We start from the raw sequence: 12703 nt of genomic DNA, 5'->3' as shown, positions 1-12703 counted from the left end.
CGGGTGAGGCGTCGTTCAGCCGAGGTTCACCTCGCACCCGAGGACGCTGCCCACCTGTTAAGAAGGGCCCCCGGCACCACGCGAGGCGTTAACGGGGGGCCCTTCCTTGCATCCCGTCCAGCAGGGCGCGGGCCGCGGTGGGATGGTCGGCGGCGAGCAGCCCACCGGCGGCCAGGACGTAGTCGACGTCGACGACCGGCCGGGCGGCGCGCGGCAGCGGCCAACCGCCGGCGTGGTCGGTGAGCACCGAACCGAGGACCCCCGCGGCGGCGTCGGGAGCGGCGTGCCGCAGCACCCCGCCGGAGCCGACCAGCAGCCGCACGTCCCGCAGGTCCCGGCCGGCGCGCTCACCGGTGGCCGCGCCCCGGGCGTGCCGGCGCAGCGCCACCGTCGCGGCGAGCGCGGCGATGCGGGCGTCGACGTCCCGCTGCACGGCGTCGGCGGGCAGGAACCCCGGATCGGCGGCACGAGCCTGCGCCGCCGCGGTCAGCTCACCGGCGTCGCCGGCGGTGAGCAGCCGCTCCTCCACGGCCGCGCGGACCACACCGGGCGCGCTCCACCGCATCCCCAGGTCGCCCTCCACGGTCCGGGCCCGCCACAGCGTGCCGGCGACCTCCCGACCCGGCCCGGTGGCCCGCTCGTCCGGGGTGAGCACCGAGTACACGTCGGTGGTCGCCCCACCCACGTCGACGACGGCCAGGTCCCCGCCCAGGGAGTCGGCGAGGACCTCCACCCCGGTCAGCACCGCGTCCGGCGTGGCCGCGCGCACCAGCCGGGCGAAGCGCGTACCCCGCGACAGCCGCTTGCCGCCGATGACGTGCCGCAGGAACACCTCCCGGATCGCCGCCCGCGCCGCGCTCGGCGCGAGGACACCGATGCGGGGCAGCACGTTGTCCGCGACCGTCACCGGCACCCGCGCGTCGGCGAGCAGAGCGTGCAGGTCGTCGCGGGCGTCGGCGTTGCCGGCGAGCACCACCGGCACCCGCCACCGGGCCTTCGCCAGCCGCGTCGCGTTGTGCGTCAACGTCTCGGCGTCACCGCCGTCGGTGCCGCCGACCAGCAGCACCACGTCCGGCCGGGCGGCCCGCAACGCCGCCACGTCCGCCGCACCCAACCGGCCGGCGGCCACGTGCACCACGTTCGCCCCGGCCGACAGGCCGACCCGCCGACCGGCCTGCGCGGTCACCAGCGGCTCGTACCCGACCACCGCCAGACGCAGCCCACCACCGGCCGACGAGCACACGTACCACGGCGCGTCGCGCATGCCCAGGCGCGCGGTGGCCGCGGCGACCGCGGCGTCCAGGCCGTGCAGCACGTCACTGTCGACCGTCGTGGGCGCCGACGCCGCCGCGACCAGGCCACCGCCGTCGAGGTCGACCACCGCGACCTTGGTGTACGTCGAGCCGACGTCGGCGCAGACGGCGACGTTCACGCCGCCGGCGGTACGACCACGGTGCCGGTCGCGGTGACCGCCACGATCGGCTCGTCGAGGACCTCGGCCGCGGACTCCCCCCGGTCGGGGCGGCCCCGGCACACCACCCGCGCGGTGAAGTCCAGGGTGCGGCTGCGGGTGCCGACCCGGGTCACCGTCGCGGTCACCTCCAGCACGTCGCCGGCCTTCATGGCGCTGCGGAACTGCACGTCGGAGTAGGACGCGAACAGACCCTCGTCGCCGTCGGTACGGATGCACACCTCGGTGGCGACATCGCCGAACAGGCCCAGCGCGTATGCGCCGTCGACCAGGTTCCCCGCGTAGTGGGCGTGCGCGTACGGCACGTACCGCCGGTGCGTCACCGTCAACCCCAGCCGCTCGCTCATGCCGGCACCTTCCTGTTCGTGATCAACGCGTGCACCAGGTACGACGCCACCTCACCCGGGGTGGTGCCCCGGCCGAAGATCCGGTCCACACCCAGCTCGCCGGCCATCTTCTCGTCGAAACGGGGACCGCCGACGATCAGCAGCGGACGCTTCCCGGCCGGCATGGCCTCCCGGAACGCCGCCGACATCTCCCGGGTGTTGTGCAGGTGCGCGTCGCGCTGCGTCACCACCTGCGACACCAGCACCGCGTCGGCCTTCTCCATCCGGGCGGCCTCCACCAACTCGGGCACGCTGACCTGCGCGCCCAGGTTGGTGACCTTCAACTCCCGGTAGTACTCCAGGCCCTTCTCCCCGGCGATGCCCTTGACGTTGAGGATCGCGTCGATGCCCACGGTGTGCGCGTCGGTGCCGATGCACGCCCCCACCACCGACAGCTTGCGGCGCAACTGCCGCTTCACCACCGCGTTGACCTCCTTGGCGCCCAGCAGCGGGTAGTCGCGCTCCACCACCTGCACCGCGGACAGGTCCACCAGGTGGTTCACCCGCCCGTACACCACGAAGAACGTGAACCCGTCACCGATGGGCTTGGCGTGCACCAGCATCGCCGGGTCGATGCCCATCTTCGCCGCGAGCTGCACCGCCGCGCCCTCGGCCCGCTTGTCGTGCGGCACCGGCAGCGTGAACGACACCTGCACCATGCCGTCACCGGTGGTGTCCCCGTACGGCCGGACGATCGTCTTGTCACTCACGAGGCCTGCTCCAGGATCTCGGTGGCCGGGTTGTAGTAGTCGGCCTCGTGCCGTGCGACCCCGTCGAGGCCCTTGCCCCGGTCCGCGGGCCGCTTCATGATCCCGAACGTGCCCTCGGCGATCGCCGTCAACAGGGACTGCTCCCCGATCCGCTCCAGCAGGTCCAGCGCCTCACCCAGGACCCGGTTGGCGCGCTGCTGGATGAACCCGCCCGGCGCCGGCACGAAGTCCTCGTGCAGCCCACCGGCCGCACCGAGCACGTACCGCACGTTCTGCAGGGCGATGTCCCGGTCGGACAGCCACGGCGTCACCACCGCCTCGGTCATCATCCCCACCAGCAGGATCCCCTGCCCGGTCATCGTGCCCACCAGGTTGAAGAACCCGTCGAGCAGGTTGCCCCGGAACACGTCACCGGTCATGTGCTTCGTCGGCGGCATCCACTTCAACGGCGCGTCCGGGAACAGCTCCCGCGCCAGCAGCGCGTGCGCCAACTCCAACCGGAACGACTCCGGCACGTCCGGGTTGATCTCGAACGCGTGCCCCAGCCCCAACTGCCAGTCCGCCAGCCCCGCCTCGTGCGCGAAGAACTCGTTGAGCAGCTGCGACACCGTCACCGTGTGCGCCTCGTCCACCGCGTCGGCGGTGGTCAGGTAGTTGTCCTCACCGGTGTTGATGATGATCCCCGCCCGGGCGTGCACCTGCCGGGAGAACCGCTGGTCGACGAACGTACGGATCGGGTTGATGTCGCGGAACAGGATCCCGTACATCGAGTCGTTGAGCATCATGTCCAGCCGTTCCAGCCCGGCCAGGGTCGCCATCTCCGGCATGCACAGACCCGACGCGTAGTTCGTCAGACGCACGTACCGGCCCAGCTCCTTCGACGTGTCGTCCAGCGCCGCCCGCATCAGCCGGAAGTTCTCCTGCGTCGCGTACGTCCCGGCGAACCCCTCCCGGGTCGCGCCCTCGGGCACGTAGTCCAGCAGCGACTGCCCCGTCGACCGGATCACCGCGATCACGTCCGCGCCCGCCCGCGCCGCCGCCTGCGCCTGCGGAATGTCCTCGTAGATGTCCCCGGTCGCCACGATCAGATAGATCCACGGCCGTTGCTTCGGATCCCCGTACCGCTTCACCAGGCGCTCCCGCTCGGCCCGGCGCCGGTCGACCAGCCGCACCCCCGACCCGACCGCCTTGCGCGCGGCCCGGCGGGCGGCGGTGCCGGCCCTGCCCGACGGCACACCGAACCGCACCGACCCGGCGGCGGCCTTCTGCGCCAGCAACGTCACGTCCGTGACACCCTCGCGGGCCATCGCGTCGAACACCGGCACCGCGACACCGTGCCCCAGGCCCACGTCCGCGACCACCGCGTCGACCAGCCGGTTCACCCACGGGATGCCGTCCGGGTCCGCGCCGCTGACCCCGGCCAGCCGCAGCACCGCCCGCTCCACCGACACCGTGGTGTGACTGCGCGCCAACTCCACCACCGGCGCCCCGGCGCGGCGCGCCAACTCCCGCGCCCGCGCCACCAGCGCCGGATCCAGGTCAAGCTTCCCGCTCACGAACTGCCTTCCTCGTAGATGACCTCACCGCGCAGCACCGTGCGCCGGCACACCGGCAACGGCGTGGGATCCTGCGGACCCCGCACCTCCGGGTCCTCGGCCACCAACACCGGCAGACCCCGCTCCACCCCCGCCGGGGTGTCCCACACCGCGAACGTCGCCGGCGCACCCAACGCCAGGACACCCTCACTGTCCAGGTGCACCGCCCGCCACCCGCCCCGGGTGTGCGCCGCGAACGCCGCCCGCACACTCATCCGCTGCGACGGGTTGTGGTGCGCCGCCGCCGCCCGCACCGACCCCCACGGATCCAGCGGCGTCACCGGCGAATCCGACCCGAACGCCAACGCCACCCCCACCGAGTGCATCGCACCCATCGGGTTGGACTCCCACGAGCGGTCCAGACCCAACCGCGACTCGTACATCCGGCCCGCGCCACCCCACAACCGGTCGAACGCCGGCTGCATCGACGCCACGATCCCGTACTCCACGAACCCGGCGATCAACCGCTTGCTCATGATCTCCGCGTGCTCCACCCGGTGCCGCGCCGCCCGCAGCCGATCCGTGCCCAGCGTCGCCGCCGCGGCCGCGAACCCGTCCAGCACCGTCGAGATCGCCGCGTCACCGATCGCGTGGAACCCGCCCTGCATGCCGTGCGCCGCGCAGTCCAGCAGATGGTCACGCACCTGCGCCACGCTCAGGTACCCGTGCCCGCACGACCCGTCCTCGGCGTCCAGGTACGCCGACGACACGTGCGCCGTCCGCGACCCCAACGCCCCGTCGGCGAACAGGTCCCCGCCCGCACCCACCGCGCCCAGCTCCCGCGCCCGCGCCGCACCGGACAGCTCACCCCAGTACCCGTACACCTCCGGCACCCCGGCACCGGAGATCGCCAGCAACCCGGTGAAGTCCTCCTCGTCGGAGATCTCCGGACCGCCGCACTCGTGCACCGCCGCGATACCCAGCGACGCCGCGTGCCCCAGGGCCACCCGCTGCGCCACCACCCGCTGCGCCCGGGTCACCGACCCCTGCGCCGCCGCCCGCACCACATGGTGCGCGTCACGCCGCAACCACCCCGACGCGTCGTACCCGGGCGCGGCCTGCGCCTGCGGACACGCCGCCAGCAACGCCGCCGACACCAACGCCGAGTGGATCGACGCCTGCGACAGGTACGTCCGCCGCCCACCGGCCGCCCGGTCCAACTCCGCGGCGTCCGGCAACCGCCGGTCGGCCCAGTTCGACTCGTCCCAGCCGTGCCCCAGCACCACCGCGTCACCCGGCAGGCCCGCCGCGAACGCCGCCACCGCCTCCAGCAGCTCACCCGCCGACCGCACCGACGACAGGTCCAGGCCCGACAACACCAGACCCGTGTCCGTGGCGTGCACGTGCGCGTCCACGAACGCCGGCGTCACCAGCGCCCCGTCCAGCTCCACCACCTGATCCGCGGCCGGCGCGTCACCGGCCGCACCCAACCAGGCGATCCGGCCGTCGCGCACCAGCAGCGCCGTCGCGCTCGGCTCCGCCGGACAGTGCAGCACGCCACCGCGGTACAACGTCGAGGGGTTCGTCATGGCACTCAGTCTGCCGCCAGCCGGGCCTCGAACAGACGACGCACCCCCGGCTCGGAGCGCAACAGCCCCATCGCCAGCTCCGCGTGCCCCGGCACGTACCCGTTGCCCACCAGCATCGTCACGTCCGCCGCCAGGCCCTCCGCGCCCAGCGCCGCCGCCGCGAAGCTCGTCGCCATCGAGAAGAAGACCACCGTGCCGCCGTCGGCGGTGCCCAGCACCGCCCCGTGCTCACAGCCCGGCACGTCCACGCACACCACGGTCACGTCCGCCGGCGCCCCCAGCGCCGACGTCACCGCCGTCGACAGCGCCACCGGATCCCGGGCGTCGGCCAACGCGACCACCGACGCCAGGCCGGCGCCCTGCAGCGCGTCGCGCTCCGCCGCCACCGGCACCACCCCGACCGTACGGTGCGCGCCCGCCCGCCGCGCCGCGGCCAGCGACAGCGACCCGCTCTTGCCCGCGCCCCCGATCACCGCCACCCGCACCGGCGTCGGGTCACCCGTACGCTCCCGCCGCGCCACGTGCTCGGCGACCACCCGCGCGGTCAGCGCCGGCGCACCGCACACGTCCAGCACCGCCAGGGACAACTCCGGGTGCAGGTCCTCCGGCAGCACCGCCGCGATCGACCGGGCGAACAGGATCGCGTACCCGTCGCACGGCACCTGCTCGCTGCGCCCGTCCCACCGCGCCAGACCGTCGAGGATCGTCAACGGCGTCAGCGTCAGCGACACCAGCGTCGCCACCCGCTGCCCCGGCCGCAGCCCCAGCGGCGAGCGCCGCCCGGCCTCCTCGACCGTGCCGATCAGCATGCCCCCCGAACCGGTCACCGGGTTCTGCATCTTCCCCCGGGTCGACACGATGTCCAGGACCTCGGCGCGGACCTTCTCCCCGTCCCCGCCGTGCTTCTCCCACAGCTGCCGGAAGCTCGCCGCGTCCAGGTTCAGCCGCTCTACCCGGATCCGCACCTCGTTCGCCGCGATCTCCGGCCTGGCATCCAGACGCCAGGCCGCCTGCGGCAGCACCCCCGCCGGTTCCACGACGCGGTGCAGACCCACCGGTGACGTCACGCCGACCTCCCCTGTCAACCGCCCGAAACCCCGGCCAGGGCTCGCGTAGCGGGAAAACTTCCGGCAGACTAATTTCTTCGCCGGATATTTTCCAGTAGCCTTCGGAGCCGCTGATCATCCGCACCGCACTGAGGAGGGGCCGTGACCCAGACCCAACCGGTGGAGACCATCCCTGCGCCCCGCCCCACGCCGGTCGCGGTCCCCACCGCCGGACAGCCCTACGAATACCGCCGCAGCCCCCTGGTCGAACCCGACTGGACCCGCTTCCCCGGCTGGCGACACGTCACCCGCGACCAGTGGGAGAACGCCCAGTGGCAGCGCGTCAACTGCGTCAAGAACATCAAGCAGCTGCGCACCGTGCTCGGTGACCTCGTCGACGAGACCTTCTACGACGACCTCGCCGCCGACCAGGCCGCCCTGGCCACCATGTCCATGCTCGTACCACCGCAGATGATCAACACGATGGTGCCGTTCGCGCCGGTCACCACCGAGGCCTTCCTCGCCGACCCGATCCGGCGCTACATGATCCCCGTCGCCTCCGACCGGCGCACCGACTGGCCCTCCCACCCCTACGCCAGCCGCGACTCACTCCACGAACACGACATGTGGGTCGCCGAGGGCCTCACCCACCGCTACCCCACCAAGGTCCTCGCCGAGCTGCTCTCCACCTGCCCGCAGTACTGCGGCCACTGCACCCGGATGGACCTCGTCGGCAACTCCACCCCCGCCGTCGACAAGCTCAAGCTCACCCTCAAGCCCGTCGACCGCTACGACGCCCACATCACCTACCTCAAGGCCCACCCGGGCGTCCGCGACGTCGTCGTCTCCGGCGGCGACGTCGCCAACGTGCCCTGGCGCAACCTCGAGTCGTACCTCATGCGGCTGCTGGACCTGGAGACCGTCCGCGACATCCGGCTCGCCACCAAGGCCCTCATGGGCCTGCCCCAGCACTGGCTCCAGCACGACGTCGTCGAAGGCCTCGAGCGGGTCGCCCGCACCGCCGCCCGCCGCGGCGTCAACCTGGCCATCCACACCCACGTCAACCACGCCCAGTCGCTCACCCCGCTGGTCGCCAAGGCCGCCCAGACCGCCCTCGACGTCGGCGTCCGCGACGTCCGCAACCAGGGCGTGCTCATGCGCGGCGTCAACGCCACCGCCCCCGAGCTGCTCGACCTCTGCTTCGCCCTCCAGGGCGAGGCGGGCATCCTGCCGTACTACTTCTACATGTGCGACATGATCCCCAACGCCGAGCACTGGCGGGTCCCCGTCTGGCACGCCCAGCAGCTCCAGCACGACATCATGGGCTACCTGCCCGGCTACGCCACCCCCCGCATCGTCTGCGACGTCCCCTTCGTCGGCAAACGCTGGGTGCACATGCTCACCGAGTACGACCGCGACCGCGGCATCTCCTACTGGACCAAGAACTACCGCACCTCCATCGAGTCCGCCGACCTGGAGGCGCTCAACAAGCGCTACGCCTACTATGACCCGATCGACACCCTGCCCGAGACCGGCCAGCAGTGGTGGACCGCGCACCGCGACGACTGACCCCGCACCACCGTCACCCCCGCCACCACCCGGTGCGCGGGGGTGACCCGTCCCCACCGCCCGAACCCACCCGGCCCGTCCGTGGCTTCCGGCGAAAAACCGACGCTACCGCCGGCTCGGCGACTGCCGTGGCATCCCCGACCCGGAGCGAGGCTCGACGAGCATGCCGCCGGCAACGGTGGTGAGACTGGCGCTCAACCGGGTGACATCGCCGGTGGCGGCGGCGAGCAGCACGCCGCCCTGGTAGGCCGCCAGCAGCGCCGAGGCGGCCGCGTCCGGGTCGAGGTACGGCGCCAGCCCCCCGTTGTCGCGGACCCGCCGCAGGCCCGTCGACAGGGCGGTGTGCCAGCGGGTGAAACCGGCGGCGAGCGCGGCACGGGCGTCAAGGTCCTGCTCGCCGAGTTCATGGACCAGGGAACCGATCGGACACCGCACCGGGTCGTCAGCCGAGTACTGCCGGGCGGCCAGTTCACACCACCGGCGCACGTCGGCGGCGGTCGCGATGCTGCCCAGCAAGGGTTGCTGGGCCTCCAGCACCCGTTCGACCTGCTGGTTGACGACCGCGGTCACGAGGTCGGCCTTGCCGGCGAAGTACGAGTACAGCTGACTGCGCCCGGTCGCCGAGGCGGCCTGCACCTGGTCGAGCGTGGTGGCCCGGATGCCCTGCCGAGCGAACAGCACGCACGCCGCGTCCAGCACCCGTTGCACGGTAGCCCGGCCCTTGGCGGTCGTCGGCGGCGAAGGCATGCCGAAAATCCTATCGCCAAAATGTATCGCGCAGTACATTCTAGTGCGGTGCGGCCGACCCGGCGCCGCCGGCAATCCTGGAGGCATCCCCATGATCCGCACCATCACCCCGGACGACGCGTCCAGCATCGTGAACCTGGCGGTCGCCGCCGAACTGTTCCCGCCCGAGGAGTCCGGCATCGTGCAACAGATGATGGCCGACTACTTCGCCACCAAGGCCGACAGCGGGCACGCCTGCCTCGTCGACGAGCACGACGGACAACTGATCGCTGTCGCCTACTACGAACCCCTGCCCGCCACCGACCGCACCTGGGAACTCACCATGATCGGCGTCGAGCGGAGCCACCACCGCCACGGCCTGGGCACCCGCCTCCTCCAGGCCGTCGAGACCGACCTCCAAGCCCGCGGGCAGCGACTGCTGCTCGTCGAAACCTCCGCGACCCCGGCGTTCGACCGCGCCCGGGCCTTCTACCTCTCGTGCGGATACGACGAGGAGGCGCGGGTCCGCGACTACTACGAGACCGGCGACGACATGGTGCTGTTCCGTAAGGCCCTCACCGTGCCCTCCATCGCCTCCGACATGCACTGAACGACCAGTCCGGAAACCCCCATCACGCCGATCGATGGGCCGGCGAGTCGTTTTCGCGGTACCCCACGAGCGGGCCCACCCCGACCGCTAGCGTCACCCGCATGGGGACCCCGATCCGGGACACCGACACCGCCGACCGGGTCACCCCCGTCGAACTGTTCTTCGACGTCGTCTTCGTCCTCACCATCACCCAGCTCTCCCAGCTGCTCGAAGACGAACCCGACGGCACCGGCCTCGCCCACACCGTCCTGATCCTCGCGCTCCTCTGGTACCTCTACAGCGGCTACGCCTGGCTCACCAACCACGTCCCGCCCCACCGCCCCGCACGCAAGTTCCTGCTCTTCGCCGGCATGGCCGGCTTCCTGCTCGCCGCCGTCGCCATCCCCGACGCCTTCGCCGGCAGCGGACTGCTCTTCGGGCTCGGCTACCTGATCGTCGTCACCGTCCACCTCACCCTGTTCAGCCGCAGCAGCACCGCCCGCGCCGGCGTCCGCCGCCTCGCGCCCTACAACCTCGGCGCCGCCGCCCTCGTCATCGCCGCCGGCCTCGCCAGCGGTCCCGCCGTACCCGCCCTCTGGATCGCCGCCGTCTTCACCCAGGCCGTCCTGCCCTACCTGCTGCCCCGCCACTCCTGGATCGGCGCCGCCGCCAGCTTCCACATCCGACCCGCCCACTTCGTCGAACGCCACGGCCTGCTCGTCATCGTCGCCCTCGGTGAAACCGTCGTCGCCATCGGCGTCGGCGTACGCCCCGACAACATCGGTCTCGCCACCGCCGCAGCCGTCGTCCTGGCCCTCGCCCTGTCGGCCGCCCTCTGGTGGACCTACTTCACCGACGCCCCGTCCAAGGAGACGGCGCTCGACCACGCCGACGAAGCGACACGCACCCGGCTCGCCGTCCGCGTTTACGTCCTCAGCCACTACCTGCTGCTACTTGGCATTATCGCCACCGCCACCGGCCTGCACGCCGTCGTCGCCCACCCCGACACCCCCGCCGGCTGGCCTCCGGCCCTCGGCCTGGCCGGCGGCGTCGCCCTGTTCCTGATCGCGGTCGCCGACCAACGGCACGCGGCAGGCGAGGGACACACGCGCAGCCGCCTGGTCACCGCGGCCGCCGTCGCGGCCACCGCACCCGTCGGCGCCGTCGTCAACGCCGCCCTGCACCTGGCCCTCGTCACCGCCCTGATGACCGTCATGCTCCTCGTCGACGGCCACCGCCCCGTCAACCCCGCGGCGCGTACATGATCACGGCGACGCCCACCAGGCAGATCGCCGCACCGGTCAGGTCCCACCGGTCCGGTCGGAACCCGTCCACCACCACGCCCCAGGCCAGCGACCCCGCCACGAACACACCCCCGTACGCGGCCAGGATCCTCCCGAAGTTCGGGTCCGGCTGGAACGTGGCCACGAAGCCGTAGCACCCCAGTGCGATCACCCCCGCGGCGATCCACCACAGCCCGCGGTGCTCCCGCCAGCCCTGCCAGACCAGCCACGCGCCCCCGATCTCGGCCAGGGCAGCCAGCACGAACAGCACCAACGAGCGCACGACCGACACGCCCGCGACCCTACCGGCCGCTCCCCCGCAGTACTTCGGTCCCGGGAGGGCTGCTCGGCCGGTGCCAACGGTCCGCGTGTCTACGGCTCCACCTCGCGTAGTGCGTCCTAGGAAGCTAGGTGAACGGAGTCGGCACGGAGCTGGTTGACTGGACGAATGGGAGACCTGGTACTGATCCGTCACGGCGAAACCGCCTGGAGCGCCACCCACCGGCACACCTCGTACACCGATCTGGAGCTGACCCCCGACGGCGAGCGGCAGGCCCGCGCGCTCGGTGGGTTCCTCGCCGGACGGCAATTCGGCGCGGTGCTGAGCAGCCCTCGCGTCCGGGCGCAGCGCACCGCGCAGCTCGCCGGCCTCACCGTCACCTCCACCGACGACGACCTCGCCGAGTGGAACTACGGCGAGTACGAGGGACGCACCACCGTCGACATCCGCGAGGACCATCCCGGCTGGACGATCTGGACCGACGGGTGCCCCGGCGGGGAGTCCCCCAGCGAGGTGGGCGAGCGCCTGGACCGGCTGCTGGACCGCGTGCACCCGCTCCTGGAGACGCGAACCGTCGCCGTGGTCGGGCACGCGCACAGCCTGCGGGTCCTCGGGGCCCGGTGGCTGGGACTCCCGCCGTCGGCCGGCGGCCTGTTCCGGCTGGAGACCGCGACCGTCAGCGTGCTCGGCCACGAGCACGGCCGGCGGGTCATCCTGCGGTGGAACCAGCCGGTTCCCCCGGCCCCCGCGACCGCAGGCGACCAGACGGCTCGGCACTGATCGTCGGGGGCCGGCTCTCGTACGGGGTGGACAGCACCACCGTGGTCCGGGTGGTCACGTTCGCCGCGGTGCGGATCTCCTGGAGCACCCGCTCCAGGTCCGACGGACCGGCCACCCGCACCAGGAGCAGGTAGAAGTCCTCCCCCGCCACCGAGTAGCACGAGTCGATCTCCGGCAGGTGGGCCAGCCGCTCCGGTGCGTCGTCCGGCTGCGACGGGTCGAACGGCCGGATCGCCACGAAGGCGGTCAACGGCAGGTCCAGCGCCTCGAAGGACACCCGGGCCGCGTACCCCCGGATCACGCCGCGCTGCTCCAGCCGGCGCACCCGCTGGTGCACCGCGGAGACCGACAGTCCCACCTTCTCCGCCAGGTCGGTGTACGACAGCCGACCGTCAGCGGTCAGTGCCGTGACGATGGCACGGTCGATCTCCTCCACGGCGTGCAACCTACCGTAAGGAATCCACCGGAGACACCTGCGCGGTGGCGCGGATCAGGCGGGCTCGCCGGCGGCGCGCTCGCGGACCGCGTCGGCGGCGTAGTGCAGCACCTCGGTGATGTCGTCCTCCTCCAGGAACGGCAGGTCGGTCAGGATGTCCGTAGCGGTCATCCCGTCCGCCATCATCGCGAGGATCATGGCCACCGGCACCCGGGACTGCCGCACGCAGGGAGCCCCACCCATCACCTGGGGGTCGACGGTGATCCGCGGGAACGTCACCGGCACAGGCTACGCGACCGGCCC

14 protein-coding genes are annotated in these 12703 nt (G+C 72.5%); 4 read left to right on the top strand and 10 right to left on the bottom strand.

The window, feature by feature from the left end; all coding sequences use genetic code 11:
* Positions 1-88 precede the first annotated feature (88 nt).
* From ACTMSW_RS20065 to ACTMSW_RS20040, 6 genes are read right to left on the bottom strand one after another with little or no spacing between them, the layout of a single operon-like run.
* Positions 89-1432 carry a glutamate mutase L gene (locus ACTMSW_RS20065; RefSeq protein WP_441182162.1) on the bottom strand — a complete coding sequence of 448 codons (1344 nt, stop codon included), beginning with the start codon at positions 1430-1432 and terminating at the stop codon, positions 89-91.
* A complete protein-coding gene (locus tag ACTMSW_RS20060; protein ID WP_441182161.1) occupies positions 1429-1818 on the bottom strand; it encodes a hotdog domain-containing protein in 390 nt (129 codons plus the stop codon). The genes ACTMSW_RS20065 and ACTMSW_RS20060 overlap by 4 nt, the downstream gene beginning before the upstream one ends.
* Complete coding sequence (locus ACTMSW_RS20055) at positions 1815-2567, bottom strand: OAM dimerization domain-containing protein (RefSeq protein ID WP_441182160.1); 753 nt, start codon at positions 2565-2567, stop codon at positions 1815-1817. Before ACTMSW_RS20055 ends, ACTMSW_RS20060 begins: the two co-directional genes overlap by 4 nt.
* Complete coding sequence (locus ACTMSW_RS20050; RefSeq protein WP_441182159.1) at positions 2564-4123, bottom strand: lysine 5,6-aminomutase subunit alpha; 1560 nt, start codon at positions 4121-4123, stop codon at positions 2564-2566. Before ACTMSW_RS20050 ends, ACTMSW_RS20055 begins: the two co-directional genes overlap by 4 nt.
* Positions 4120-5691 (bottom strand): amidohydrolase, encoded by a 1572-nt coding sequence (locus ACTMSW_RS20045; RefSeq protein ID WP_441182158.1) that lies wholly within the window; start codon positions 5689-5691, stop codon positions 4120-4122. Before ACTMSW_RS20045 ends, ACTMSW_RS20050 begins: the two co-directional genes overlap by 4 nt.
* Before the next feature lie 5 nt (positions 5692-5696).
* The gene (locus ACTMSW_RS20040) at positions 5697-6746 is read right to left on the bottom strand and encodes a zinc-binding alcohol dehydrogenase (RefSeq protein WP_441182290.1); all 1050 of its coding nucleotides are present in this window, start codon (positions 6744-6746) and stop codon (positions 5697-5699) included.
* A 153-nt stretch (positions 6747-6899) separates the two neighbouring features.
* Between ACTMSW_RS20040 and ACTMSW_RS20035 the strand changes: the two genes are divergently transcribed.
* Positions 6900-8306, top strand: a complete 1407-nt coding sequence (locus tag ACTMSW_RS20035) for a KamA family radical SAM protein (protein WP_441182157.1) — start codon at positions 6900-6902, stop codon at positions 8304-8306.
* A gap of 105 nt (positions 8307-8411) precedes the next feature.
* Here the strand turns inward: ACTMSW_RS20035 and ACTMSW_RS20030 are convergent, their stop codons facing one another.
* Positions 8412-9053: a TetR/AcrR family transcriptional regulator gene (locus ACTMSW_RS20030; protein ID WP_441182156.1), complete on the bottom strand. Its 642-nt coding sequence runs from the start codon at positions 9051-9053 to the stop codon at positions 8412-8414.
* Between the two features lie 91 nt (positions 9054-9144).
* Between ACTMSW_RS20030 and ACTMSW_RS20025 the strand changes: the two genes are divergently transcribed.
* The gene (locus ACTMSW_RS20025; protein ID WP_441182155.1) at positions 9145-9642 is read left to right on the top strand and encodes an N-acetyltransferase family protein; all 498 of its coding nucleotides are present in this window, start codon (positions 9145-9147) and stop codon (positions 9640-9642) included.
* 101 nt (positions 9643-9743) lie between these two features.
* Positions 9744-10886 (top strand): low temperature requirement protein A, encoded by a 1143-nt coding sequence (locus ACTMSW_RS20020; RefSeq protein ID WP_441182154.1) that lies wholly within the window; start codon positions 9744-9746, stop codon positions 10884-10886.
* Here ACTMSW_RS20020 and ACTMSW_RS20015 read toward each other — a convergent pair.
* Positions 10864-11196, bottom strand: a complete 333-nt coding sequence (locus ACTMSW_RS20015) for a YnfA family protein (RefSeq protein ID WP_441182153.1) — start codon at positions 11194-11196, stop codon at positions 10864-10866. The genes ACTMSW_RS20020 and ACTMSW_RS20015 overlap by 23 nt on opposite strands.
* A 156-nt stretch (positions 11197-11352) precedes the next feature.
* On the opposite strand from ACTMSW_RS20015, the gene ACTMSW_RS20010 reads away from it, so the two are divergent.
* A complete protein-coding gene (locus ACTMSW_RS20010; protein WP_441182152.1) occupies positions 11353-11964 on the top strand; it encodes a histidine phosphatase family protein in 612 nt (203 codons plus the stop codon).
* Here ACTMSW_RS20010 and ACTMSW_RS20005 read toward each other — a convergent pair.
* On the bottom strand, positions 11894-12400 hold the full coding sequence (locus ACTMSW_RS20005) for an Lrp/AsnC family transcriptional regulator (RefSeq protein ID WP_441182151.1): 507 nt from the start codon (positions 12398-12400) through the stop codon (positions 11894-11896). The genes ACTMSW_RS20010 and ACTMSW_RS20005 overlap by 71 nt on opposite strands.
* 54 nt (positions 12401-12454) lie before the next feature.
* Positions 12455-12679 carry a DUF433 domain-containing protein gene (locus tag ACTMSW_RS20000; protein ID WP_441182150.1) on the bottom strand — a complete coding sequence of 75 codons (225 nt, stop codon included), beginning with the start codon at positions 12677-12679 and terminating at the stop codon, positions 12455-12457.
* Between the last annotated feature and the right edge of the window lie 24 nt (positions 12680-12703).

Source organism: Micromonospora sp. BQ11 (assembly GCF_052068135.1).
Classification (GTDB): Bacteria; Actinomycetota; Actinomycetes; order Mycobacteriales; family Micromonosporaceae; genus Micromonospora.
Note: the sequence above shows the minus strand (reverse complement) of the source record. Positions and strands in the feature narration are given on the sequence as shown.

Excerpts from the sequence above, each read along its gene's own strand:
- ACTMSW_RS20060 (WP_441182161.1), bottom strand. The coding sequence starts at position 1,818 with ATGAGCGAGCGGCTGGGGTTGACGGTGACGCACCGGCGGTACGTGCCG.
- ACTMSW_RS20045 (WP_441182158.1), bottom strand. The coding sequence starts at position 5,691 with ATGACGAACCCCTCGACGTTGTACCGCGGTGGCGTGCTGCACTGTCCG.
- ACTMSW_RS20030 (WP_441182156.1), bottom strand. The coding sequence starts at position 9,053 with ATGCCTTCGCCGCCGACGACCGCCAAGGGCCGGGCTACCGTGCAACGG.
- ACTMSW_RS20025 (WP_441182155.1), top strand. The coding sequence starts at position 9,145 with ATGATCCGCACCATCACCCCGGACGACGCGTCCAGCATCGTGAACCTG.
- ACTMSW_RS20020 (WP_441182154.1), top strand. The coding sequence starts at position 9,744 with ATGGGGACCCCGATCCGGGACACCGACACCGCCGACCGGGTCACCCCC.
- ACTMSW_RS20010 (WP_441182152.1), top strand. The coding sequence starts at position 11,353 with ATGGGAGACCTGGTACTGATCCGTCACGGCGAAACCGCCTGGAGCGCC.